The organism is Nonomuraea sp. NBC_00507, assembly GCF_036013525.1.
Taxonomy (GTDB): Bacteria; Actinomycetota; Actinomycetes; order Streptosporangiales; family Streptosporangiaceae; genus Nonomuraea.
Genome location: NZ_CP107853.1, coordinates 339,287 through 363,469, shown reverse-complemented (window position 1 = coordinate 363,469; position 24,183 = coordinate 339,287). Strand labels below are relative to the sequence as shown.

Annotated in this window: 27 protein-coding genes; 19 read left to right on the top strand and 8 right to left on the bottom strand. The window is 70.2% G+C overall.

Features of this window, described 5'->3' with window-relative positions; translation table 11 throughout:
* Positions 1-40: 40 nt before the first annotated feature.
* From OHA25_RS01865 to OHA25_RS01845, 5 genes are all read left to right on the top strand, one after another.
* The gene (locus OHA25_RS01865; protein WP_327585897.1) at positions 41-901 is read left to right on the top strand and encodes an SDR family oxidoreductase; all 861 of its coding nucleotides are present in this window, start codon (positions 41-43) and stop codon (positions 899-901) included.
* A 124-nt stretch (positions 902-1,025) separates the two neighbouring features.
* Positions 1,026-2,582, top strand: a complete 1,557-nt coding sequence (locus OHA25_RS01860; RefSeq protein WP_327585896.1) for an FAD-dependent monooxygenase — start codon at positions 1,026-1,028, stop codon at positions 2,580-2,582.
* A 198-nt stretch (positions 2,583-2,780) separates the two neighbouring features.
* Positions 2,781-3,305, top strand: a complete 525-nt coding sequence (locus tag OHA25_RS01855) for a sigma-70 family RNA polymerase sigma factor (protein WP_442942042.1) — start codon at positions 2,781-2,783, stop codon at positions 3,303-3,305.
* 40 nt (positions 3,306-3,345) lie between these two features.
* The gene (locus OHA25_RS01850) at positions 3,346-4,041 is read left to right on the top strand and encodes an anti-sigma factor family protein (protein ID WP_327585895.1); all 696 of its coding nucleotides are present in this window, start codon (positions 3,346-3,348) and stop codon (positions 4,039-4,041) included.
* A gap of 7 nt (positions 4,042-4,048) precedes the next feature.
* Positions 4,049-4,909, top strand: coding sequence for a PHP domain-containing protein (locus OHA25_RS01845; RefSeq protein WP_327585894.1), 861 nt, complete (start codon positions 4,049-4,051; stop codon positions 4,907-4,909).
* 77 nt (positions 4,910-4,986) lie between these two features.
* Here OHA25_RS01845 and OHA25_RS01840 read toward each other — a convergent pair whose 3' ends face one another.
* Positions 4,987-5,595, bottom strand: a complete 609-nt coding sequence (locus OHA25_RS01840; RefSeq protein ID WP_327585893.1) for a dienelactone hydrolase family protein — start codon at positions 5,593-5,595, stop codon at positions 4,987-4,989.
* Between the two features lie 60 nt (positions 5,596-5,655).
* Between OHA25_RS01840 and OHA25_RS01835 the strand changes: the two genes are divergently transcribed.
* Positions 5,656-6,186, top strand: coding sequence for an SET domain-containing protein (locus tag OHA25_RS01835; protein WP_327585892.1), 531 nt, complete (start codon positions 5,656-5,658; stop codon positions 6,184-6,186).
* Here the strand turns inward: OHA25_RS01835 and OHA25_RS01830 are convergent.
* From OHA25_RS01830 to OHA25_RS01820, 3 genes are all read right to left on the bottom strand, one after another.
* Positions 6,164-6,526, bottom strand: a complete 363-nt coding sequence (locus OHA25_RS01830) for a hypothetical protein (protein ID WP_327585891.1) — start codon at positions 6,524-6,526, stop codon at positions 6,164-6,166. The genes OHA25_RS01835 and OHA25_RS01830 overlap by 23 nt on opposite strands.
* Positions 6,527-6,629: 103 nt before the next feature.
* Positions 6,630-10,070 carry a tetratricopeptide repeat protein gene (locus OHA25_RS01825; RefSeq protein WP_327585890.1) on the bottom strand — a complete coding sequence of 1,147 codons (3,441 nt, stop codon included), beginning with the start codon at positions 10,068-10,070 and terminating at the stop codon, positions 6,630-6,632.
* A gap of 105 nt (positions 10,071-10,175) precedes the next feature.
* Positions 10,176-10,868 carry a response regulator transcription factor gene (locus tag OHA25_RS01820; RefSeq protein WP_305914939.1) on the bottom strand — a complete coding sequence of 231 codons (693 nt, stop codon included), beginning with the start codon at positions 10,866-10,868 and terminating at the stop codon, positions 10,176-10,178.
* A 175-nt stretch (positions 10,869-11,043) separates the two neighbouring features.
* On the opposite strand from OHA25_RS01820, the gene OHA25_RS01815 reads away from it, so the two are divergent.
* The 10 genes from OHA25_RS01815 (at position 11,044) to OHA25_RS01770 (ending at position 17,085) form a co-directional block, all read left to right on the top strand.
* Entirely contained in the window at positions 11,044-11,295 is a 252-nt protein-coding gene (locus OHA25_RS01815) for a MoaD/ThiS family protein (RefSeq protein ID WP_327585889.1), read from the top strand.
* A gap of 62 nt (positions 11,296-11,357) precedes the next feature.
* Positions 11,358-12,023, top strand: coding sequence for an LmeA family phospholipid-binding protein (locus OHA25_RS01810; protein ID WP_327585888.1), 666 nt, complete (start codon positions 11,358-11,360; stop codon positions 12,021-12,023).
* A 37-nt stretch (positions 12,024-12,060) separates the two neighbouring features.
* Positions 12,061-12,573, top strand: coding sequence for a sigma-70 family RNA polymerase sigma factor (locus OHA25_RS01805; RefSeq protein ID WP_327585887.1), 513 nt, complete (start codon positions 12,061-12,063; stop codon positions 12,571-12,573).
* Positions 12,573-13,388, top strand: a complete 816-nt coding sequence (locus OHA25_RS01800; RefSeq protein ID WP_327591228.1) for an anti-sigma factor family protein — start codon at positions 12,573-12,575, stop codon at positions 13,386-13,388. Before OHA25_RS01805 ends, OHA25_RS01800 begins: the two co-directional genes overlap by 1 nt.
* Before the next feature lie 27 nt (positions 13,389-13,415).
* Positions 13,416-13,835, top strand: a complete 420-nt coding sequence (locus OHA25_RS01795) for a thioredoxin family protein (RefSeq protein WP_327585886.1) — start codon at positions 13,416-13,418, stop codon at positions 13,833-13,835.
* A 222-nt stretch (positions 13,836-14,057) separates the two neighbouring features.
* Positions 14,058-14,471: a DUF4395 domain-containing protein gene (locus OHA25_RS01790; protein WP_327585885.1), complete on the top strand. Its 414-nt coding sequence runs from the start codon at positions 14,058-14,060 to the stop codon at positions 14,469-14,471.
* Positions 14,468-15,307, top strand: a complete 840-nt coding sequence (locus tag OHA25_RS01785) for a sulfurtransferase (protein WP_327585884.1) — start codon at positions 14,468-14,470, stop codon at positions 15,305-15,307. Before OHA25_RS01790 ends, OHA25_RS01785 begins: the two co-directional genes overlap by 4 nt.
* On the top strand, positions 15,307-15,606 hold the full coding sequence (locus OHA25_RS01780) for a DUF1416 domain-containing protein (protein WP_327585883.1): 300 nt from the start codon (positions 15,307-15,309) through the stop codon (positions 15,604-15,606). The genes OHA25_RS01785 and OHA25_RS01780 overlap by 1 nt, the downstream gene beginning before the upstream one ends.
* Before the next feature lie 88 nt (positions 15,607-15,694).
* Complete coding sequence (locus OHA25_RS01775) at positions 15,695-16,246, top strand: RNA polymerase sigma factor (protein ID WP_327585882.1); 552 nt, start codon at positions 15,695-15,697, stop codon at positions 16,244-16,246.
* Positions 16,243-17,085 carry a methylated-DNA--[protein]-cysteine S-methyltransferase gene (locus tag OHA25_RS01770; RefSeq protein ID WP_327585881.1) on the top strand — a complete coding sequence of 281 codons (843 nt, stop codon included), beginning with the start codon at positions 16,243-16,245 and terminating at the stop codon, positions 17,083-17,085. The genes OHA25_RS01775 and OHA25_RS01770 overlap by 4 nt, the downstream gene beginning before the upstream one ends.
* Here OHA25_RS01770 and OHA25_RS01765 read toward each other — a convergent pair.
* Positions 17,067-17,615, bottom strand: coding sequence for a helix-turn-helix domain-containing protein (locus tag OHA25_RS01765; protein ID WP_327585880.1), 549 nt, complete (start codon positions 17,613-17,615; stop codon positions 17,067-17,069). The genes OHA25_RS01770 and OHA25_RS01765 overlap by 19 nt on opposite strands.
* Positions 17,616-17,763: 148 nt before the next feature.
* Here OHA25_RS01765 and OHA25_RS01760 point away from each other — a divergent pair, with 148 nt between their 5' ends.
* Positions 17,764-19,083 (top strand): hypothetical protein, encoded by a 1,320-nt coding sequence (locus OHA25_RS01760; protein WP_327585879.1) that lies wholly within the window; start codon positions 17,764-17,766, stop codon positions 19,081-19,083.
* On the opposite strand, the gene OHA25_RS01755 is transcribed toward OHA25_RS01760, so the two are convergent.
* Positions 19,073-19,705, bottom strand: a complete 633-nt coding sequence (locus tag OHA25_RS01755) for a hypothetical protein (RefSeq protein ID WP_327585878.1) — start codon at positions 19,703-19,705, stop codon at positions 19,073-19,075. The two genes, OHA25_RS01760 and OHA25_RS01755, sit on opposite strands and share 11 nt — an antisense overlap.
* Before the next feature lie 585 nt (positions 19,706-20,290).
* Between OHA25_RS01755 and OHA25_RS01750 the strand changes: the two genes are divergently transcribed.
* Positions 20,291-20,443 carry a hypothetical protein gene (locus OHA25_RS01750; protein WP_327585877.1) on the top strand — a complete coding sequence of 51 codons (153 nt, stop codon included), beginning with the start codon at positions 20,291-20,293 and terminating at the stop codon, positions 20,441-20,443.
* A gap of 289 nt (positions 20,444-20,732) precedes the next feature.
* Here the strand turns inward: OHA25_RS01750 and OHA25_RS01745 are convergent, their stop codons facing one another.
* Entirely contained in the window at positions 20,733-21,389 is a 657-nt protein-coding gene (locus OHA25_RS01745) for a hypothetical protein (protein ID WP_327585876.1), read from the bottom strand.
* Entirely contained in the window at positions 21,389-22,048 is a 660-nt protein-coding gene (locus tag OHA25_RS01740) for a hypothetical protein (protein WP_327585875.1), read from the bottom strand. The genes OHA25_RS01745 and OHA25_RS01740 overlap by 1 nt, the downstream gene beginning before the upstream one ends.
* Positions 22,049-22,218: 170 nt before the next feature.
* Here OHA25_RS01740 and OHA25_RS01735 point away from each other — a divergent pair, with 170 nt between their 5' ends.
* Complete coding sequence (locus OHA25_RS01735; RefSeq protein ID WP_327585874.1) at positions 22,219-24,159, top strand: hypothetical protein; 1,941 nt, start codon at positions 22,219-22,221, stop codon at positions 24,157-24,159.
* Positions 24,160-24,183: the final 24 nt, after the last annotated feature.

Below are 24,183 nucleotides of genomic sequence, written 5' to 3'. Positions count from 1 at the left end.
TCGTCTCAAGTTAAGTTCGCAACCGATCGGAGTTCTACAGATGCGCACCCCGAATACCGCCCCTTCCCGCACCTGGTTCATCACGGGAGCCAGCCGTGGCCTGGGCCGTGCGTTCGCTCTCGCCGCGCTGGAGCGCGGCGATCAAGTGGTCGCCGCCGCCCGCACCGTCACGCGACAGGACTTCGACGAGCGGTACGGGGATCGGCTCCTTGCCCTTCCCTTGGACGTGACCGACCGCGACGCGGTGTTCGCCGCCGTGAACACCGCCGTCGAGCACTTCGGCCGGCTCGACATCGTGGTGAACAATGCCGGGACCATGTCCTCGGGCATGGTCGAGGAGTTCACCGAGGCCCAGGCACGCGCCCAGCTGGAGGTCAATCTCTTCGGGGCGATGTGGGTCTGCCAGGCCGTCCTGCCGCACCTGCGTGCCCAGGCATCCGGTCACATCGTGCAGGTCTCCAGCATCGCCGCCCTGGGCGGCTTCCCGAGCACCGGCATGTACAGCGCGAGCAAGTTCGCACTGGAGGGCATGAGCGAGGCCCTGGCGATGGAGGCCGCGTCGTTCGGCGTTAAGCTCAGCATCGTCCAGCCCGGCGGCTACTGGACCGATCTCTACACCAGCATGACGATGACGTCGCCGTTGGAGGAGTACGGTCCGTTGCGCGCCGAACTGGAGAAGCAGTGGGCCGAGGGCTCGATCGACAGTGAGCCGCGTCTGGCCGCCGAGGCACTGCTGAAGCTGGTCGACAGCGAAGACCCGCCGCTGCGGCTGCTGCTCGGCAGCATGGTCTACGACCTGGCCTTCGACATCTCCCGTCGGCGGATGGAGACCTGGGCCGCCTGGGAGCAGGTCAGCCGCGCCGCCGAACACGCCGTCCCCGCCCCCGGCACCGCCGGTTGACGCTTATATGCGCATCGGTCATTCCTCATCCGACACCCAAGTCGGCCTTGCTCAAACCCATGCAAACGTTGCCGGCGACCGGGCCGTGCGCGGACACGACGAAAACCCGCGAGAGGAGCGGATTATGACGGACGCCGATGTGATCATTGTGGGTGCCGGTCCGGCCGGCCTGATGCTGGCCGCTGAACTGCGCCTGGCCGGAGTGCGGCCGCTGGTGCTGGAGCGGCAGCCGCAGCGCCGCGCCACCCCGAAGGCGGGTGGTCTCGGCGGGCAGATCCTGGAGCTGCTGCGCTATCGAGGCTTGCTGGAGCGCTTCGAAGCAGCCTGCACCGGCCCTGCCCCGGCTCCCCGGTTCCCGTTCGGCGGTGTGCATCTGGACTTCACCCAGCTGGCGGATCCCCCGCTGCACGCCCTGCCGCTCCCGCAACCACGGCTTGAGCAGCTGCTCGACGAACGCGCCGGCGAACTCGGCGTTGACCTCCGCCGCGGCCACCAGGTGGTCGGGGTGAGCCAGGACGATGCCGCGGTGAGCGTGGACGTGCGCGGCCCGGACGGGCCGTACCGGATCAGCGCCCGCTACCTCGTGGGCTGCGACGGCGCGCGCAGCCGGGTCCGTGACTGGGCCGGCATTGCGTTTCCCGGCACCACCTATCCGGAGGTCAACCGGCTGGCCCAGGTCAGCCTGCCCGAGACGGTGACCATAAGCGGCAACGGCGATCTCGACGTCCCCGGCTTCGGCACGATCCGCGCGGGTTTCACCCGGACGGATCAGGGTCTCTTCGGCGTCGGCGCCTCGCCCGACTCCCAGGTGGTCTCGCTTTACACCATCGAAGACGAGAGCACCGAATACGATGACGACACCCCGATGACCGTGACCGAACTCCAGGACAGCCTGCGCCGCGTGCTCGGCGTGAACCTGCCGGTGGGAGAGGCGATCCGGCTGTCGCGGTTCACCTTCAAGGCCCGGCAGGCCGAACGCTACCGCCACGGGCGGATCCTGCTGGCCGGGGATGCGGCGCACCTGTTTCCCGCCACCGGTGTGGCCATCAACGCCGGCATGCTGGATGCGGTCAACCTGGCCTGGAAGCTGGCCGCCGACCTCCACGGCTGGGCGCCGCCCGGCTTGCTGGACACCTACCACGACGAACGCCACCTCGCCGGCGCCCGCACCATGCTGCACACCCGAGCCCAGGTGGCACTGCGGCGCGGGCACGATGCGGCCGCCGAAGCGCTGCGGGAGGTCTTCCAGGAACTGCTCGCCGACGAACAACCGCTGCGCCGCATGGGAGCCCTGGTCGCCGGCACCGACATCCGCTACCCGATGCCCGGCTCCCACCACCCGCTGGCCGGTACCTTCGCCCCCGACCTCACCCTGCACACCGACCAGGGCATGACCAGCGTCGCGGAACTCCTGCACAGCGCACGGCCCATCCTCCTCGACCTCGCCGACCGCCCCGACCTCCGCGAGGCCGCCCGAGACTGGCAGCACCGCGTCGACATCCACACCGCCAAAACCGATCATCGGCCGGCCGACGCCCTGCTGATCCGCCCGGACGCCCACATCGCCTGGGCCGCGACCATCGACGAACCCGCCGACACCGCCGCGCCCGCGCTGCGAGAAGCGCTCTCCGGTTGGTTCGGCAGGCCGCCGCTGGTCGCCGGAACGTCCAGCGGGAAATAGCGCGATCGACATACGGGTACGGTCGCGGCCCAGTGTGGCCGCGACCGTAGGCGCCGTGGCCCGATTTATCGTTTGAATCTAACTCTGCGACCAGAGGGGCAAAGTACATGGTCGCCGCCCTCGCCGCTGGCTACAGTAAGAATCCCCATATCGGCGCGATATTTCACGATATCGGCAGTGCGAGGAGCCCGTCCCGCCGTGAATCGCCGCGTAACCGATGAAGCCATGGTCCGAGCCCTCTACCGCGAATACGGCGCCTCCCTGATGGCCTTCGCCATCCGGCTGACGGGGGGCGATCGGCGCTGGGCCGAGGACGTCGTGCAGGAGACCCTGGTCCGCGCCTGGCGCAACCTCCACGACCTCCGTACCGACTCGGGCTCGCTCATGCCCTGGCTGGCGACCGTCGCGCGCCGCGTCGTCATCGACGACCGCCGCCGAACCGGGACGCGCCCCCTGGACACCGTCGAAGAGATCCCCGAACGGGTCCAGCCCGTGGCCGCCGAGGACGAGCGCTTGTTACGCGAGATCGTCGTGACCGACGCGATGCTCTCGTTGTCCCCGGCCCATCGGCAGGTCCTCACGGAGACTTTCCTGCTCGACCGCTCGATGCAGGAGGCGGCGGAGGCGATCGGCGTGCCCGTGGGCACGGTGAAGTCCCGCGTGTACTACGCCATGCGTGCCTTGCGCGTCGCATTGGAGGAAAGGGGGGTGATGTTGCCGTGACGGAGGCGCGTCACCATGAGGAAAGGGGGGTGGTGCGACCGTGAGCGAGGTGCATCACGAAGACGTGGCCGCGTACGCGCTCGGCCTGCTCGACGAGCACGAGCGGGCCGCGTTCGAACGCCATCTGGCCGGCTGCGCCACCTGCGCCGGCGAGGTGGGGGCGTTCGCCGAGATGGGGCAGCTGATCAGGGCCGTGCACCCGGACGACCTGCTGCCGAGTCCGCCGGATCCGCAAGTCGAGTCCCTTCTGGTACGCCGCGCCGCCGCGGAACGCCGGCGCCGCCGCTTCCATCGCACGATCATGGCCGCCGCCGCGTGTGTCCTGATCGCGGCCGGCGTCTTCCTGGCCGTCAACTCGGTCGTCGGCGGCCCCAACCCCGACAGCATCCATGGCCCGGCCCGTGAGCTGCTCATGACCGGCAGCACCTACTCCGCCACTGACCGAGCCACCGGCACCACCGCCGTCGTCGGCCTGGAGGACAAGGGCTGGGGCACCCACGTCGCGCTGGAGCTCAAGGGCGTCAAGGGCCCGCTGCAGTGCCGCCTGCTCGCGGTCGGCGACGACGGCCGCTCCGAGGTCGTGGCCAGCTGGGGCGTCCCCGGCAAGGGGTACGGCGTGCCCGGCTCCCCCGACCCCCTGGTGTTGCACGGCGGCACCAGCCTCCCGCAGGACGACCTCAACCACTTCACGATCGAGACCTTCGACGGCCGGACGCTGGCCACGATCGCGGTGTAATGCCCCTATGCGCATCGACCTCCACAGCCACAGCAGCGACTCGGACGGCACGCAGCCCCCGGCCGACGTGGTGCGCCGGGCCCGCGAGCGGGGCCTCGACGTGCTCGCGCTGACCGACCACGACACCGTGGCCGGGCACCGCGCGGCGATCGAGGCGCTGCCTGCCGGGCTGACGTTCGTGCCGGGCATGGAGCTGTCGTGCCGGCGCGCCGGGCAGAGCATCCACCTGCTCGCATACCTGTTCGACCCGCTGGATCCGGACTTGGCGGCCGAGTGCGTACGCATCAGGGAGGCCCGCGAGCTGCGCGGGCAGGAGACAGTGGAGCGCCTGGTGGAGCTGGGGGCGCCGGTCACCTGGGAGCAGGTGTCCGCGCTGGCCGCGGGCAGCCCGGTGGGGCGGCCGCACATCGCCCAGGCCATGGTCGCCGCCGGCGTGATCGCCGCGCCGGAGCTGGCGTTCACGCCGGAATGGATCGGGACGGGCGGCCGCGCGTACGTCTCCCGTTACGCGCTGGACCCCGAGAGGGCGGTTCGCCTGGTACGCGCCGCAGGCGGGGTCCCGGTGCTGGCCCATCCGAAGGCGGCCAAGCGCGGCACGGTCGTGCCCGACGCGTGGATCGCCGAGTTGGCGAGGGCCGGGCTGTTCGGGATCGAGGCTGATCATCAGGACCACGAAGCGCCCGCCCGGGCCCACGTACGGAGACTGGCGGGGGAGCTGGGGCTGGCGGTGACCGGGTCGAGCGACGACCACGGCGAGCTGACCGGCCACCGGCTGGGCTGCGAGACGACGGCGCCGGAGGTCTACGAACGCCTGGTGGCCGAGGCGACGGGCGCGACGCCCGTCACGTCACCTCACTCGGGCTTCTGAGGCTCAGCCGGGCTTCTGAGGCTCAGCCGGGCTTCTGAGGCTCAGCTGGGCTTCTGAGGGTTAGACCGGCTTGAGGTTCACTCCGGCTTCTGAGGCGCGGCGAAATGGGTGCTGAACCAGTCGCGGGCGTGCCCGGCCACCGCCTCCAGTGCCCCCGGCTCCTCGAACAGGTGGGTGGCGCCGGGCACGATGGTCAGCCGGCTCTCGGCCCGCAGGCGCCGCTGCGCCTCCTCGTTCAGCTCCACCACCACCGGGTCCCTGCCGCCCACGATGAGCAGCGTCGGCGCCCGTACGGCGGCCAGCCGCGGCCCGGCCAGGTCGGGACGCCCGCCCCGCGAGACGATCGCGGCGATCGAATTGTCCGGCTCGGCGGCCGCCCACAGCGCCGCGGCGGCCCCGGTGCTCGCGCCGAAATACCCGACCGGCAGCCCCGCCGCCTCCGGCTGCTCCCGCACCCAGCTCGTCCGCTCCAGCAACCGCTCGGCCAGCAGCCCGATGTCGAACACGTTCGCCCGATCGGACTCCTCCTCCGGCGTGAGCAGGTCGAACAGCAGCGTGCCCAGTCCCGCCTGATTGAGCGCGCCGGCCACGTAACGGTTGCGCGGGCTGAACCGGCTGCTCCCGCTGCCGTGCACGAACACCACGACCCCCTGAGCGGCATCAGGAATGATCAGATCGCCGGCCACGTGACACACCTCCCCACTGCCGTGCGGCTACCCCCGTAAGCCCAGATCTACCCTGGCCTCATGCGCGTGGAACCGGAGCCCGACTGCTGGGCGCACCCGCATCTCGAGGTCAGGTCCTCACCCATCGCCGGCGACGGCCTGTTCGCCACCGCCGCGATCCCGGCCGGGACCGTCGTGTCGCGACTCGGCGGGCGGTTGGTCACGTGGCGCGAGCTGCAAGACCTGTTCGCCGACCCCGCGGTCCCGTATGTCGACACCATCGCGGCGCACGGCGACCTCCATCTGGTCCTGCCGCCGGGCCGGCCGATCGGCAAGAGCAACCACAGCTGCGACCCGAACCTGTGGTGGACCGGCCCGTACACCCTGGCCGCGCGCCGCGACCTCCGCCCGGGCGAGGAGGTCACGAACGACTACGCCACCAGCACCGCCGCACCCGAGTTCGCCATGGCGTGCCGGTGTGGCACGGCGCTCTGCCGGGGCCTGATCACCGGTGCCGACTGGCGGCGCGCCGATCTCCAGCGGCGATATGGCGAGCACTGGACGCCGGCCCTGCTCGCACTCATCGAGGTCAGCCGAGCACCAGAGCCGTGACGAACTGCAGCACGTGCCAGGCCACGTAGGCGCCGGCCGACCAGAACGCCCACTCCTTGCTCCGCTGGATCCTGGACACCCAGCGAAGCCCCGCCACAGGCTCCTCCGGGGTCCGGACGGTCCTGGCCGCGAGGAGCGCGGACGCCAGCCAGGTGAGCGCCGAGGCGGCGACCAACCCGTACGACAGCCCGCGCAGAATGTCGCCGGGCGCCTCGTCGAGGGGCAGTTGCCGGGTCCAGAAGGCCACCACGCCGACGAGCAGCGCGACGGTGATCCGTCTGTCCTTGCGAGCCTGTCGCTTGAGCCACTTCAGATCTCGCCGTACTTGACTCCTGAGCATCCGGATCACCTCCGAGTGGATGAGCTGGTAGCACCAGCTAACGGGAGGATCCGGAGAAGATCTGCGACCTTACACCCGAAAATTCACGACTTTTAGCGGCGTTTCATGCCAATTCCCGCAGCTCTTCCGTCGCCCGCTGCACCTCGACGATGTCGCCCACCTCTTCGAGCGTGCGCACCGCCTCGGCCAAATAGGTGACGGCCGCGCCCCGGTTGCCCATCCTGGCCGAGATCAGCCCGAGCGCCCGCAGCGCGCACCCGAGGTCCCGCCTGGTCCCGCACTCCAGGTGCACGTCTCTGGCCTGCCGCGCGTAGACCAGCGCCTCGTCGCCACGGTCCAGGTCCAGCAGCACCATGGCCAGCGTCGTGAGCGCCGCCGCCCACCGGTCCCTGGTGCCGGTCTCGTTCTGCAGCTCGACCGTCTCCCTGGCCGGCGCGAGCGCCGCGGCCGGCCGGCCAGCCGTGTGCAGCGCCTGCGCGATCGACAACAACGCGCTGGCCCGGTTGTCGCGCAGCTCCTCTCTGATCGCCAGCGACGCCTTCGCCGCCCGCAGGGCGGGCTTGTGCATCCCGAGCGACAGGTACGTGTACGCCAGCGTCTCCTGCACGTCCGCCTCGGCCCGCCGGTTGCCCATGCCCTGCACGATGTCGAGGGCCTCCAGCGCGTACACGAACGCCACCTGCAGCATCCCCTGCCGGCGCCGCACCCTGGCGAGCCTGTTGAGCATGCGGGCCTCGACGGGCTCGTCGTGGATCACCCGGCTGATCGTCAGCGCCTGGTTCAGGTAGTCGTCGGCACGCAGGTAGTCCGACAGCCGCCAGTGCACCAGGCCGATGTCGCCGAGTGTCTCGGCCTTGCCCTGCTCGTGGTGGAGCTCGACCTGCACGGCCAGGGCCTGCTCGTAGTAGGCGAGGGCCTCGTCGTACCGGGAGCCGTTGCGTGCGATGCGCCCGAGCGCACACAGGGCCCGGCCGCAGCCGTGCTGGTCACCGGTGGCGGTGTAGCCGGCCAGCGCCCGCTCGGCGTCGCGCTGCGCGTCGTGCTGCAGCCGCAGCAGGTCGTAGATCTCGGCCAGGCAGAGCAGGGTCTCGGCCTCGGCGTGCTCGTCGCCCAGCTCGTGGCAGATCGACAGCGCCTCCAGGCCCTCCTCCAGGGCCGCGTTGGGCTGGCCCAGGTTCTGCTGGACCCGGGCCAGGATGATCAGGCTCTGCGCGGTGCCCCTGCGGTCGCCGAGCTCCTCGCGTACGTCCAGGGCCTGGCCGGCGTAGTGCAGCGCCAGCTCGTACCGTTCCTGGGACAGGTGCAGCCGGGAGAGCGTGTGCAGGCAGCCGGCCACTCCGGTCAGGTCGCCGATCTCCCGGTAGAGCTCCAGCGCCTCGCCCGCGCAGTTGAGCGCCTCCTCGCTGTTGCCGGCGATGCCGTGGACCTCGGCCAGATCGTTGAGCGCGCGGGCGCGCCCCACGCTGTCGCCGAGTTCGGTATAGTCCGCCAGCGCCTCGCCGATGAACCTGGCCGCCAGCGTCGACGGCCCGATGTCCCGGTGGATGGAGCCCAGGTTGCCGCGCATGAGCGCGATCGCCCGCCGGTTGCCGACCTGCATGGCCGAGGTCAGCCCGGCCTGCTGGATCTCCAGGTTGTTCTCGTAGAAGCGCAGCCGCCTGAACGGCTCGAACACCGCCTCCGCCAGGCGCCAGGCCATCCCGTGCGCGCCGCTCTCCTCGGCCAGCCGCACCGCCGACACCAGCGAGCGCCGCTCGGCCTCGAACCACTCCCGCGGTGTCCCGGCGTCGGTCGCGACCGCCAGATAGTGGTCGAGCAGCCGTGCCCTGGCCTCGCGCACGCCGGCCTCCGCGTGCCTGCCCAGCTCCCTGGCCAGCCGCTTGACCAGGTCGTGCACCCGGTAACGCGGCCCAGGCAGCGGCTCGACCAGGTAGGCGCGGTGCAGCCCCTCCACCGCGACCACGGCCTCGCTCACCGGCACGCCCAGGGCCGCGGCCAGCACCTCAGGCGTGAAGTCCCGCCCGGGCAGCAGCCCCACGTGCCGGAACGCCCGCCGCTGCGCCGGGCTCAGCGACTCGTACGCCAGGTCCAGCGCCGACCTGAACGCCTCCTCGGGATCGCCCACCAGCAGCCGATCGGGCCTGCGCAGCTCCTGAACCCGCGACCGCACGCTGAGCCCGGGGTTCTCGGCCAGCTTGGCCGCCGAGATCCGCAACGCGAACGGATGGTACGAGCACACCCTGGCCAGCTCGGCCAGCGCGTCCCGGTCGGCGGCTCGCCGCGAGCCCTCCCCGAGCACCGCCACCAGCAGCGCCACCGCGTTGCCCGGATCGAGCACCGGCACGTCCATGAGGTCGGCGTGGCCGGTGGCCCGCAGCGGGGCCATCCGCGTCCGGCTGGTCACCAGCACCACGCAGTCCTTGCTGCCGGGCAGCAGCGGCCGCACCTGGCCGGGGTCGGCGGCGTTGTCGAGGATGAGCAGCAGCCTGCGCCCGGCGATCCTGCTGCGGTAAAGGAGCATCAGCTCGGCCTCGTCGGAGGCGGGCTCGCCGACGCCCAGCGAGCGCAGGATCTGGCCGAGCGCCTCGACGGTGTTCATCGGGGGCTGGCTCGGCGATTGGCCCCGCAGGTCGATCACGATCTGGCCGTCGGGGAACCGGTCGGCGTGCACATGGCCCCAGTGCGTCACCAGCGCGGTCTTGCCCACACCCGGTAAGCCCTGCACGACCATGGTGTTGGTCCTGCGGGGGCGGTCCAGCCAGGCGGTGAGCAGGTCGAGGCTCTGCTGCCGCCCGGTGAAGTCCGGCACGTCCGCAGGCAACTGGCGGGGTTTGGGCAGCTCGCCGATCGGCAGCGGGTCCGCCGGCGCGCCGGGGCGGGTGAGGAACGGCGTCATCCGGCCCGTCCAGGGCGCAGACAGTTGCTCCCAGTCGCCCGCGGCGGCACGCAGCGCGGGCGGGTCCTCGATGCGCAGGCGCCGGTAGCCGGGGCGTACCAGCAGGCCGCGCTGGACCCACTGCTGGAGCTGGCGCTGCACCACGTCAGGAGAGCTGCCTACCAGGTCGGCCAGGGTCTCCATGGACAGCGGCGGCGCGGACTCCGCAGCCAGTCCGTACCGCTCGTCGAGGTGCAGCAGCCACACGGCCAGGCGGGCGGCGACGGGAGCGCGGGCGAGCGCCTCGTGCCTGCGGGCGGCCATGTTTCTGGCGAACAGCTCCTGCACCAGGGCCATGGCCACAGCTGGGCTGGCCGAAGCGTGCTCGCGCAGCCGCCGCAGGTCGATGGGCCAGGCCCGCAGCTCGGTCAGCGCGTCCACCCTGACCCGATCGCTCGGGCTCCAGAAGGCCAGCTCGCCGATGAGGTCGCCGTCGCCGCGCAGGTCGTGGATGGCCTCGCGCTCGCCGGCCGGGGTGTACTCGCGGGCGTAGCCGTAGTCGATGACGTAAACACGGCTGGCCGGCCGCAATGGGGAGCAAATGGTCTCGTTACGCCGGAAAACGCGCGGGCGGGCGCCCTCATCCACCAGTGACCTGAACGAATCCACCCCGACACCATCCCCCTGCGGACGGCGGTGTCCTCGACCTGACAGATGCCAAACGAACCGAACACCCAATGTGTCACATCGGCTCGGACCCTGCCAGATCAGAGATCAGACGTTGGCGGTGTCGGAGCGGTCGGGGACGAAGCGGTAGCCGACGTTGCGGACCGTTCCGATCAGGGACTCGTATTCGGTGCCGAGCTTGGCGCGCAGGCGCCGCACGTGCACGTCGACCGTCCTGGTGCCGCCGAAGTAGTCGTAGCCCCAGACCTCCTGCAGCAGCTGGGCGCGAGTGAAGACCCTGCCCGGGTGCTGGGCGAGGTATTTCAGCAGCTCGAACTCCTTGAACGTCAGGTCGAGCACCCGTCCGCGCAGCCTGGCCGTGTAGGTGGCCTCGTCGATCGCCAGGTCGCCGCTGCGGATCTCGTCGGGCACGTCCTCCGCGGCGGCCTGCGAGATGCGGCCGGTCGCCATCCGCAGCCGCGCCTCGACCTCGGCCGGCCCCGCGCTGTCGAGCAGCACGTCGTCGGCGCCCCACTCGGCGGTCAACCCGGCCAGCCCGCCCTCGGTCACGATCACCAGCAGCGGGCAGTCGATACCGGTCGTGCGGATCAACCGGCACAGGCTCTTGGCCTGCACGAGCTCCTTGCGCGCGTCAACGAGGACGGCGTCGGCGGGGGGTGCGTCGATCAGTGCGGATGCTTCCGCTGGAGCGACGCGGACCGAGTGGAGCAGCAACCCGAGCGCCGGCAGCACCTCGGCTGATGGCTCGAGGGCGTTGGTCAGCAGGAGCAGGTTGCTCATTACGGCCTCCTCAAACGCGCAAGGACCCGGGGGCTACGTCGCCCAGGTCCTGTAGGTGAGGATATCCCACGAGTACGTCGCGTCCATTGCGCGTCCAGCAGGTGAACAGCGCGTCTCCTGAAACAACATCGTTAAGGGCGACGCACAATGGACCAGGGAAGATGGTGAGGATCGCATGGCCACAGGAAAAATACGGTATTGGGCCGCAGCCAAGGAAGCGGCGGGTGTCGCGGAGGAAGCGTACGAAGCGGTCACGCTTGGCGAACTAATGACCAAAATCACACAAAATCGTGCAGATCTGGCACGCGTGATGCGGCGCTGCTCGTTCCTCGTGGACGGTTCCCCGGTCGGCAAACGCCCCCACGACGAGATCATCCTCGGTGACGGCGCGACCGTGGAAGTGCTCCCGCCGTTCGCCGGCGGGTGATCGGACGTCTTCCCGGGGAAGGAGTCGATAGGCTCTTGACCCCCTCCTAGACAGGGAGCTCCATGCGCAAGCTGATCGTTTTCCTGATCGTGCTGGTCATTCTCCTTGTCGCCGTGGACAGGGTCGCCGCGGCCGGAGTGGAACGCGACCTGGCCAACCGGATCGCCGCCGCCGCCGACCTGTCCGGAACGCCTACCGTGACCATTGAGGGCATCCCCTTTCTCACTCAGGCCGTCGCGGGGCGCTATCCGGAGGTACGGTTCAATCTCGGCACGTTCTCCTACGGCGGCGTGCCGGTCAAAAACCTGCGGGGCGCGGCCTACGACGTCACAGCACCCCTGGCCGACGTCCTCCAGAACAGAGCCACCGCCCGGGCCGGTCGCGTGACCATCAGCGGGACCCTCACCAGGGCCACGATCGACAAATACGCCCCCCGCGGCGTCAAGATCGGCGGCAACGGACAGAGACTCACGGCGTCGGGCGAGGTGACGGTAGGGGTGAGGAAAGTGCAGTTCAACGCGGAGATGCGGGTCGAGGTGGCCAACGGGGGCATCAGGCTCCAGGCCGAGAAGATCGAGGGCGTGCCCAGCCAGCTCGCGCAGTTCGTTTCCTACACGATCCCGTTCAAGGGGGAGCTGCCCTTCGACGTGAAGGTGACCGGGGTGAAGAGCGTGGCCGAAGGATTGGAGTTCTCGGCCGAAGCGTCTGACGTGCCGATTCGTGGATGAGGTTGAACCGGGGCGCCCGGGCGTACGTGATGGGGGTGTGAACTCAGCGGGCACCGCCGACGAGGAACTCGTGAGGACCCTCTTCGACGAGCACGCGGGGCCACTCTACGGATACGTGCTGCGACTGACCGGCGACTCGGGACGGGCGGAGGATGTCGTCCAGGAGACGCTGCTCCGGGCCTGGCGACACCCCGACGCGCTCTCCGACCGGCCGATCCGCGCGTGGCTGTTCACGGTGGCCCGCAACCTCGTCGTCGACCAGGCTCGCGCCAAGAAGGCCAGGCCGCCGGAGACCAGTGACGAGGCGCTGGCGGTTCTGCCCGCCGAGGACGATCTGGAGCGCGCGGTCGAGTCGTGGGCGGTGGCCGAGGCGCTGGCCGCGCTGCGGCCGGAGCACCGCGACGTGCTGTTGGAGGTCTACTACCGGGGGAGATCGGTGAAGGAGGCGTCGGCGACGCTGGGCATTCCGCCGGGGACGGTCAAGTCGCGCACCTACTACGCGCTACGCGCGCTCAAGCTCGCGCTCGAGGAGCGGGGGCTGGCGCCGTGATGACGTGTGAGGAGGTACGCCTGGCCCTGGGCGCGCACGCTCTGGGCGCGCTCGAGCCTGACGAGGCGCTGGAGATCGACACCCACCTGGCGACCTGTGAGGCGTGCGGCGCCGAGCTGCTGGAGCTGGACGGCGTGGCCTCGTTCCTGGGAAAAGTGTCAGAACGCGACGTCGAGCTGGTGGCCAGCCCCCCGCGCCAGGTGCTCGACCGGCTGCTCAACGACCGTGCCAAGCGGAGTAGGCGCGGCCGCCTGCTGCTGGTGGCCGCGGCCTCCGTTGCGCTGCTCGGGCTCGGCGGCACGGTCTGGACGGTCATTCAGGAGACTGCCCCCCAGCAGCAGACGTCGGCGGCCGAGGCCCCCTCGGTCACTCCATCGCCGATGGAGAAGGCTGACTCCTTCATGGCCTCGGAAGGCGACCAGGCGCCCGACGCCCGGCGGGAGGCCAGCCCCGGACCCACGGCCAGCAAGGCTCCCGCGACACCCAGCAGGGCGGTCGCCGGCCGTGAGTTCACCGGCGAGAACGAGGCCAAGGCGTACTCCGCCATCGTGATGGCCTGGCCGCTCAGCGGCGGCGGCACGGAGCTCGGCATCCAGGTCGTCGGTGTGCCGGTCGACACCACCTGCCGCGTGCGCGTCGTGGGCAAGGACGGGCGCGAGGACTTCACGGACAGCTGGACCATCAGCCGCGAGGCCTACGCGGACAATGCCCCGTTCAAGAGCACGACCACGCTGGCCATGAAGAACATCGCCAGGTTCGACGTCGTCGACCAGGCGGGCACGTTGCTCGTCAGAGTCAAGGTCGCCGGGAAGTAACCGCGGCCGCGGGCGGTTGCACCATGCGTGACGGGTTTGTGGGTTGCGCTGGTGACGCTGGCGCTCGGAACGGTGATCGGGGTGGTGTTCCTGCGCCGCAACGGACGCGTGCGTGACACGGGCTCCGCGCAGGATCGGTTGTCCGCGGGCGATCTCGGAGCCGGGTTGGGGGAGCGGGCGACGCTGGTGCAGTTCTCGACCGCGTTCTGCCAGCCGTGCCGGGCGACCAGGCGGATCCTCGCCGACGTCAGTGAGCTCGTGCCCGGGGTGAGTCACATCGAGATCGACGCCGAGTCGCGGCTGGACCTGGTGCGCCGGCTGGACGTCATGCGCACGCCGACCGTCCTGGTGCTCGACGCCGCAGGGAATATCGTGAAAAGGGCCTCCGGCCAGCCGCGCAAGGCCGACGTGCTGGCGGCGCTCGCGGCGGCCGTACCAGCCTCGTGACGGCAACGGTTGTCTCACGAGTTGTCTCATCAATCGGACCAGATGTGACAGATGACGAGACGCCGAGTAGTGTCATCCGCATGAACCCAACGACAGAGCTGCTCACGAAGCGGCGCGCGGTTGATTTCTGCCGCGTGACCACCTCGCTCTGTCGCGCTGCCTGAGGACGATCTCGCGCGGACTGGATCCGCCCCAAATCGACCCCTTCAGGAGCATCCCACGATGCGTGCCGATCCTAGAGCGCTGCGCTTCGGCGCGGCCATCACAACCGTGGTCCTCGTCTTCGTCCTGGTGACCCAGAGTGCCTGGCTGCTCGCCGCTCAGGTGGCGGTCTTCGCGCTCGGAGCCGCGGGGCGCTCGCCGTACACGATGCTCTTCAAGGCGCTCGTCAAGAGTGCTCCGAAGGAGACCGAGGACGCCCGCCCGCCGCGGTTCGCGCAGGGGGTGGGGCTGGTCTTCGCGGTCGCGGGCCTGGCCGGATATGTCGCCGGGATCATGCCGCTGGCCCTCGTGGCCACGGCCGCGGCTCTCCTCGCCGCCTTCCTCAACGCAGCCTTCGGATTCTGCCTTGGCTGCGAGATGTACCTGCTCATTCGCCGACTACTGCCCGCTGCCAACATGGAGGTACCCAAATGAGCCGCTCCGCCGCCCTGGTGGACGCTGACTGGGTCGAGGCCAACCTCGACACGCCCGGCGTCGTTCTCGTCGAGGTCGATGAGGACGTCAGCGCCTACGACAAGGGCCACATCCGTGGCGCCGTGAAGGTTGACTGGCGGCAGGACCTGCAGGACCCGGTCCGCCGCGATTTCGTGGACAAGACCGGTTTCGAGGCCCTGCTGTCGGACCGCGGCATCTCCAACGATGACACCGTCGTGCTTTACGGCGGCAACAACAACTGGTTCGCCTCTTATGCGTACTGGTACTTCAAGCTCTACGGCCACGAGAACGTGAAGCTGCTCGACGGCGGCCGCAAGAAGTGGGAGCTCGACTCCCGCGAGCTGGTCAAGGACGTGCCGCAGCGGCCCAAGACGCAGTATGCCGCCCAGGAGCAGGACCCGGCGATCCGCGCCTTCCGCGACGACGTGGTCGGCGCCATCGGCAAGCTCAACCTGGTCGACGTGCGCTCGCCCGACGAGTTCACCGGCAAGCTGCTCGCCCCCGCTCACCTGCCGCAGGAGCAGGCGCAGCGCGCGGGCCACGTGCCGACCGCCCGCAACATCCCGTGGTCCAAGGCGGCCAACGACGACGGGACGTTCAAGTCCGACGACGACCTGCGCACCCTCTACCAGGAGGCCGGGGTCGACTTCGGCAAGGACACCATCGCCTACTGCCGCATCGGCGAGCGCTCGGCGCACACGTGGTTCGTGCTGCACGAGCTGCTCGAGCAGGACAACGTCAAGAACTACGACGGTTCGTGGACCGAATACGGCTCGCTCGTGGGCGTGCCGATCGAGCTGGGGGAGGCCCGCTAATGACTGCACAGGGTTGCGGAGCGCCGGAGCAGACCATTGCGCTGCCGGCCGGGATCGATCTGTCCAACCAGGCCGTGATCCAGGGCGTGGTGACCGGCGCGGGCACCGCCTACGCGCGGCTGCTCGACCACTCGGGCGAGTTCACCGGCGAGGTCGTCGTGTCCGAGGACGGCGTCTTCCGCTTCTTCGCCGCTCCCGGCGACTGGACCGTCCGCATCATCGCGGGCGGCGGCGTCACCAGGGACATCCAGGTGGAGGCCAAGCTGGGTGAGGTCGCCCAGCTCGCCGTCGCCGTCTGACCGCCACAGGCGTCGTGAGGGCCCGCGTTTTTCGGACGCGGGCCCTTTCGCGTGCAACCGATCGGGGCCGGGCGGTGTTGTACGTTACGTGAGCTCGATAGATCCGGTGTGCAAGGCGCTCCTCGACGACCTCGACGAGGGGTTCGCCGAGATGTACGCCGCTTACCGCACCCTCGTCTTCTCGACCGCATTGCGGTTGAGCGGGCGGTGGGCCTGCGCCGAGGACCTGACGGCGGAGGCGTTCCTGCGGGCGTACCGGGCGCTGGCCGGTTACGACCGCGACCGCCTCGCCGCGCTGCAGCCGCGGCCGTGGCTGATGACGGTGCTGATGAACCTCTGGCGTAACTGGGCTCGGACCAAGGCCCGTACGCCGCCGCCCGACCTGCGCGACGAGCCGGTGGAGGCCGTCGATCCCGGCCAGGACGTCGAGGCGGCCGCGGTGCGGCGCGAGACCGGCGACGAGCTGGCCGAGTTGCTGCGTCAGTTGCCCGAGGAGCAGCGGGCCGCGGTAGTGCTCAGGCACGTCGTCGACCTGCCCGTCAGCGAGATCGCCACCGTGCTCAAGATCCCGCAGGGCACGGTCAAGTCGCACGTGTCGCGAGGGCTGCGGCGGCTGCGCGCCATGGGAGGTGCCCAATGACCGAGGACCACATGCCCGCAGGCCCGTCGACCGAGGACCCCTTGCCCGCAGGCCCGTCGACCGAGGACCGCTTGCTGGCCGGGCTGGCGGCGCTGGCCGTCGATGCGCCGGACGGGCTGCTCGGCAGGATCGCCGCCCGCTGGATGCGCGTGCCCGGTCCCCTGGGCGAGCTGAGCGTCGCGTTCACCGATCAGGGTGTCGCCTACGTGCACGCGGGCCCTGGCTTCGCGGAGGCATACAGAGCCCGGTTCGCGAGCTCCGCCCGGCCGCTGCTGCCTGCCGGAGCTCGCGCCAGGCCGCCCGCCGGCCTGCTGCCCGCGTTGCGTACCGGCCGTGCCTCCGGGGTGCGGCTGGATCTGCGCGGGGTGAGCGACTTCCAGCGCGACGTGCTGGAGGCGGCGCGCACGATCCCCCGGGGCGAGGTACGCCCCTATGCGTGGATCGCCGCACGAATCGGCCGGCCCAGGGCCGTGCGCGCGGTGGGCACGGCCCTGGCGACCAACCCGGTGCCGCTGCTGGTCCCGTGCCACAGGGTCACCAGGTCGGACGGCGCGGCAGGCGACTACGTCTTCGGTGCGGCGGCCAAGGAGCGGCTGCTGCTGGCCGAGGGCGTCGATCTGGAGCGGCTGCGGCGCCTGGCCGGGGAGCGGGTGTTCTACCTGGCCAGCGACACCACGGGCGTCGTCTGCTTCCCGACCTGCCACAACGCCAGGCGCATCACGCCCGCACACCGGCACGGCTTCCGCACCCTCGCCCAGGCCAGGGCCGCCGGCTACCGCCCCTGCCGCACCTGCCGTCCCGCCCAGGGGTTGGCGGAGTCTCAGGGTTTGGCGGGGTAACGCATCAGGAGCGTGGCGCGGACGATGTCGGGGCCGTGCGCGCGGTAGCCGTGCGGCACGTCCGAGCGCCACGAGATGTGATCCCCGGGCCCGGCCGTCAGCGGCTCCTTGATCGGGCCGGCGCTCAGCGTGCCGCTGAAGACCGTCACGTGCTCGGTCACGCCCTCGTGGTGCGCGGGTGAGGTCTGCGTGAGGCCGGGCGGGACGCGTACGCGGTAGAGCTCGTACGTGACCCGGTCGTCCTCGAACACCTCGAGCAGCTCGGCCTCCATCGCCGTGCCCCGCATGATCTGCGGCTCGGGCGGCGGTTCGAGAATGGCTCCGATCGGCACGCCGAGCTGCGCCGTGATCGCCCAGAGCGTCTCCAGGGTCGGGCTGAGCGTGCCCGTCTCGACCCCGGACAGGGTGGCCTTGCCGATGCCGGCCCGCTTGGCGAGCTCGGACAGCGAGACCCCGCGCTCCTGCCGCAGCCGCCGCAGCCGGTCTCCCACCACGCGAGGGTCGGCGTCTAAGGCGGGCAGCGGCTCCATACCCGTCATGGTGCAACAGACGGCGCGCCGCGTCGCGGGCATTCTCCTCCCGATAATTCTTTTGTCACTGCTCAGGGACGTGGATGGTCGATACGGCTTTCTCGGGTTGCGGCTGCGACGCGAGGGACAGACCGATACGATTCCACAGATGTCCGGTTCGACAGGTGTGATGGCGCCGCCCCAACCAGGGCCCACGCCGGCTCAGCGGATGCCCTCGCCGTACTCGCTGCCCCTGCACGCACTACGCCTCGCGGGGAAGTGCGCGCTGCCACTGATCCTGTGGTTCTCCGCGGGCGAGCTGACCCGCTGGGCGCTCCTCTACGCGGCCACGGAGATCTCGCACGGGAGCGCCAGGCAAGTCCGCCTGATCGTGACCCTGGCGCTGATGACCGTGGTGATCCTGATCTCCATGACCGTCATCACGGGCATGTTCCTGTCGCTGCGCCGGGTGCTCTGGGAGACGCGGGCGCGTCAGCAGGATGGGCAGGAGGACGAGCCGTTCTGGGTGTCGCTCAACCGGATCGCCCCTTCCTTCGCGCTCGTCTACCTGGCCTGGGAGCTCTACCTCAAGGACGCTTCCGACTTCCTGTCGATGGACCAGTTCCACAACCTGGACGACAACTTCTACACACCCATCCTCAACAACCTGGCCAACGGGACCAACGAAGAGGTCACGTACGGGATGGGTCTGGTCGGCCTCGACTGGCGGGTCTCGCTCGGCGCCATGATCGTGACCTTCTGCATGCGCATGCTCTTCGGCCACCTCGTCGAGAAGAGCAAGGGCAGGTTCTCCGGCATCGCCGCCGCGTTCTCGGAGTTCGCGTTCGTGTTCTGCGGCCTGAACGCCATCTTCACCGTCACCAAGGCACGCGAGGACTGGGCCTCCCATCGGGCGGTCGTGGGAGGCGCGAGCGAGGCGTGGGAGCACGCCAAGGAGAACGTGCCCGGCTGGGAAGCCTTCTGGAAATGGGTGGGCGAGGTCTGGCCGCACGTCATCGAGGCGTTGGCCGTGCCGCTCACCTGGCTGGCGATCGCGGTGCTGGTCTTCGGGGGCACGGTTGACGACACCCGCAGGGCGCTGCGCGGCACCCGGCTGGAGCGGGGCATGGACCGGCTGGAGGGCAGCCACGACCTCACCCAGCGGGCCACGGACCGGCTGATCGGCGGTTTCCAGGAGCGCTGGGTGCCCGTGGTCAACGCCTTCAGGATCACCGTCAAGGGCGGCATCACGCTGTTCGGGCTCATGTGCCTGCTGTATGTCGGGCTGCACGTGGGCGCGGACTACCTGGAGCGGGTGGTCAACACGCTCATCGGCTCCGACGTGCCGTACATGTGGCTCGTGGTCAGCCGGCCCGTCGAGTTCGTCAAGGATCTGGTGGTGACCGTCCTGGCCTACTCCGTGCTGGCCGCGACGTTCGACATCGCGGCCACCAGGGCGCGGCTGCAGGGCGAGGACATCACCGCTTGAACACCAGCACGTCCTTGTGCTTGGCCTTCTCCTCTTCCTCCGGCTTGATCTCCAGGAGCTTGTCCGTGGGGGTGTCGGAGCGGTAGGTGGTGTTCGGTCTCAGGTGCAGCTCCACCTCGCCGGCCACCGTTTTGGGTACGACGGCCCCTGCTGTGAACGAGTACGGCTTGCCGACCACACCGTCCTCACCCACCGGGGTGTTGTCCTCCATGACCTCCACCTGCCAGGTGCGCTCCTGCTTGTCCCGCAGGAACAGCTCCGGCTTGGCGGTGAGCACCTTGCCGGTGTCGTCGAGGGCCTTCCTGGTGATGGTGATCTTGAGCCACTGCTTGTCGGGCGTGGTGTTGCTCGGCGCGGGCACCATGGGCTCGATCGAGGTCTTCCATGACACGTGCTCGAAGGCCTTCTCCTGACCCTTGGGGACCTCGTGCACGATGTCGTCGGGCTGGCCGCTCTTGAAGAAGAGATAATGGTCGCCGGTCGGTATGCCCAAGGCCAGCACGAAGGCCACGAGCGCGCTCACGCCGAGGAGCAGGGTGCGCGGCTTGCGCGGCGTGGGCTCCTCCGCGGCCGGAGAGGGGGCTTCCGGCGGCTGCGGCGGCGTGAACGCGGGGGACGGCACAGTTGGGGGCGCGCCTCCGCCAGGCGCGGCTGAGGGGTGCGCCGTCCCGCCGGGGGCGGAGGGTGGATTCGCGGGCCCGCCGGGGGCGGCGAACGGATTCCCGGGTCCACCGGGGACGACGGGCAAGGGCTGCGTGGCGCCGCCGACGGGCTCGGACTGCGACGCCGGGGGCCACACCTGCTGGTCCGGGAAGGCATCCGGGCCGCGGCGCGGCGGCATCCTGGGGCCGGGAGCCGGCTGCTGCCGGTGTTGGCCGTGGCGCGGCTGAGGGTGTGAAGGGCTGCCACCCTGCGGCCGCTGTCCGTGCTGCGGAGGCTGGCCGTACTGGGCCGGCTGTCCGTGCTGCGGTGGCTGGCCGTACTGGGCCTGCCCGTGCTGCGGAGGCTCCCCTTGCTGTGGCGGCTGGCCGTACTGTGACGGCTGCCCGTGCTGCGGTGGCTGGCCGTACTGGGCCGGCTGTCCGTGCTGCGGTGGCTGGCCGTACTGGGGCTGCCCGTGCTGCGGAGGCTCCCCTTGCTGTGGCGGCTGGCCGTACTGTGACGGCTGCCCGTGCTGCGGTGGCTGGCCGTACTGTGACGGCTGTCCGTGCTGCGGTGGCTGGCCGTACTGGGGCTCCCGTGCATGCTCTGGTGGCTGGCCGTACTGCGGTGGCCGTGCATGCTGCGGTGGCTGGCCGTGCTGGGCGGGTTGCCCGTATTGCGGTGGCTGGCCGTATTGGGGTGGCCGCCCCTGCTGTGAAGGTTGCCCGTACTCCGGGTGTTGCCCATGCTGCGAGGGCTGGCCGTATTGCGGCGAATGCCCATGGTCGTCGTGCTGGGATGGCGGCCCCGCTGGGGGAGGCTGCCCGTGGCTCGGTTGCTGCCCAGAGTGCGCCGACCGGCCGTACGGCGGCGGTGCCTGCTGGTGGTGCCGGCCGGAGTCGGCCGGTCGGTCGGGCTGCGGCGGTTGGTCGGGCTCGGGCGGTTGGTCGGGCTGGCCGGGAGGTGGGGCGAACCAGTCGCGGCTCGGGTCGTTCCTGGTCATGGCCTTACTTCTTCTTCTCGTCCAGGTCGAAGACGGCTGCGGGCGCGGTCGTGAGCTGTTTGGCGGTGGCGTCGTCGATGCCGAGGTCGATCTGCGCCTCCGGAGGCAGCGGCTCGCTGTAGAGGCCGGAGACCGGGAGCTGGAACACGGCCTGCGCGCCCGGCAGAGCCGAGGCCGGCACCTCGAACACGAATCGGCCCGTGGTCCACCAGCCCGGCTGGATCCACGGGTTGGCGAGAGTCTTGGATTTGTCGATCTTGTCGCTCGCGGCGTACACCTTGCCGTCGGCCGCGAGCAGGCTCGGCATGCCCAGGTGCACGGGTTCGGCGGGCACCGTGGCCGCGGCCTCCACCACCAGGAACATCTGCTCGGTCGGGACGTTCTTGTTCTCGACCTTGAGCGCCTTGGCCGAGGTGACCTTCTGCACGCGCACGGAGAACCGCCCCGCGTCCACGTCCTGGCCCTTGACGCCGGTGTAAGTGAGCGGCATGCCCATGTCCTCCGCCGACAGCGCCAGCGACTGGATGGCCACCGCCCCGGCGACCAGGATCAGGCCCGCGACGATGTGCACGACGCGGGAGCCCGAGCCGCCGCGACGAGCGCCCTGTCTGCGGTTGTGGTTGCGGCGCGGGGCCGCGGCGCGCTGCTGGGTGGCCGTCATCACGCCCCCTGAGGCTCGACGGACAGGGTGATCTTGGCGACCACCTTGTTCTCTAGCTTGTTGGTGAGCAGCTCCGGCTCGCTGACCAGGAACCAATTGCTGACGCCGGTGAGCGGGTTCTCGTGGTGCTCCATGGCGCCCATGTCATAGCTCACCTGCTTCGGCGGTTGCGTGGCCGCGTCGAGCTCGTAGCGGGCGACCACCGTGGACTGAATGCCCGGATGCAGCTGGCGGGAGGTGACGCCCTTGGACAGGACGAACAAGTCGGGGCCGAACTCGGTCTTGATCTGCGGGGTCATCTTCAGCAACGTGCTGCCGAAAAAGAAGCCGCGGCTCTTGTCGTGGGGCACGGCGCCCACGCTGACGGTCTGGTCGGTCTTGTTCGTCACTTTGAACACCACGTCGAGGTAGCGCTTGTCCTCGGCGAACTGGTTCTCCGCCTTTTCCACGATGACCTTCGACTCTACGACCTGGGTGTCGAACTGCCCCTGGTCGAGCGTCTGCCCTGGATTGAGCGCCTTTGGTGGGGGATCGGGTCGTTCGTTGAGTCCGCCCAGCAGAGCGGTGATGCCGACGGCCGTGAACGCCACCAGAGCCAGTGCGGGCACCACTACCGGGCGTCTTGGCTTGTCAGTGCTGCCGCCGGAGGGTTCCGTCATGGCAAAGGATGGTAGTAGGTATCGCTTGTCCCATCTGCCGCAATGCTCCCATCGGGCTGGTCGAAATTGCCGATAACCCTGCCGCTTCAGGGCTTGAAGCTCATACGCTGTCACGGAGCGGATAAGGGCTGGCCCCTACACCTAACGACATATCGCGGCCGGAGGGTCACGTGACAGACGTGCATCCCGATCATGCCCAGCTGCAGGCGGACCGCATCTACCTGGGCTGGCAGTACATCTTGCTGCACGCCGACCCGGGACCCCCGCCCAAACGCCCCTCACCGGCCGACGAGCCGGCCACCGCCGAGCCCGACCCCGCCGAGATCGAGCTGATGCGCCGCGAGCGGCTCCAGGAGGATCTGCTCAACCGGCCGGTACGGATCTTCCGGCTGTTCATGCTGGCGCTGAGCGTGCTCATCCTGGCCGTGGCCGTCGCCGGCTACCTCGCCTGGCCGTTCGCGCTCGTCGCGCTGGCCGCGGCCGGTGGGGTGGCGGGGATCTGCAGTTATGCGCTGCTGCAGGGCGATCGGGCGGTCAAATACCGGGTGCTGGAGCAGCAGGCCAGGGACCAGCGCCAGCGCCAGGAACGTGACAAAGAGCTGTTCCGCGCCCAGGAGGAGCACGCCAAGCGTTACCGCGAGTGGCAGGAGTCCAAGGAGCGTTACGACAAGCAGCTCACGTGGTACGCGGTGGCCGTACCGCACGAGATCGACCGCATCGACGTGGCCGGCGGCACGTTGCCCGGCTGGTCGGCGCTGGTCACCCTGCTCGGCGCCACGCGGCTCTACAGCGGCGGGCACCTGACCGTGCTGGACCTGTCCGAGGGGGCGATCGCCAAGGACCTGATCGAGCTGGCCCGCAAGGGCGGTGACGATCCGCTGGTCTGGGTGCTGCCGGTCGACTTACCCCGGCTCGATCTGGGCGCCACGCTGAAGCCTGAGGCGTTCGCGGACGTGCTGGCGCATGTGGTGAGCGTGAGCGAGGAGCACCGCACGACCCGCGACCTCAGCTTCGACAACGCCATCCTCGAGCGGGTCCTGGAGGTCCTCGGGGACAACGCCACGATCAGCCAGGTCACGGCCGCGCTGCGGGCGCTGGCGCAGGTGGGCGACCCGCGGGACGACCTGCGGTTCGGGCTGATCACCGCGACGCAGCTCGAGCGCATCGGGACGTTGTTCGGGCGCGGGGTGAGCGACCGGGTGGTGATCGAGCGGGCCTGGGCGCTGGAGTCCCAGCTGCGCAAGCTGGAAACGCTCGGTACGCAGGCCGTACGCCTGCCGCCCGCGCGGCTGCGGGTGGTAAGCATGGACCGGCAGGCGGGCGTGTTCGGCAACCGTGTGCTCGGCACGTACGTGGCCACCGCGCTCACCCACATCCTGCGCCAGTCGCCGGCCTCCGACCGGCCCTGGTATCACACGATCATCGTGGCGGGCGCGGACAAGCTCAGGGGCGACGTGCTCGATCGGCTGATGGATGCCTGTGAGACCTCCCGTACCGGACTTGTCCTGACCTATCGGTCGCTCACCCCTACTGTCCGGGAGCGTCTGGGCCGGGGGCACGCGGCGGTGGCGTTCATGCGGCTGGGCAACGCCGAGGACGCGCGGGTCGCCAGCGAGCACGTCGGGACCGAGCACCGGCTGGAGCTGGCCCAGCTCACCGAGACGATCAGCGACTCGCTGCCGGGCCTCGACGGCGGCTACACCTCGACGATCTCGCAGGTGGACGATGCCAGGGAGGAGCGCGAGGAGGGCAGCGCCGACCTCGCCGAGGACATCACGGCGTCCACCGAGTGGGGCAGGAGCGCCGACAAGATCGCGGAGAAGGAACGGGTGCTGCAGCGCTCGCGCGAGTTCCTCGTCGAGCCGCACCAGCTTCAGCAGCTGCCCACCACTTCGGTGATCGTCACGGACGCCACGGCCCAGGGCAGGCGCGTACGCCTCGCCGACGCCAACCCCGCCATCCTCACCTTCCCCAAGACCACGCTGGGCGAGCTCGAGGACGTACGCGAGGCGGTGCTGGCGCTCGACCCCGACGCGCGGGACGGCGACGGGGAGCCACCGCCGAACCTCGGGCCACCACCGCCACGCCTGGACTGGCGAAAGGACAGGTAATGACATGGTCAATGACGACGTGGC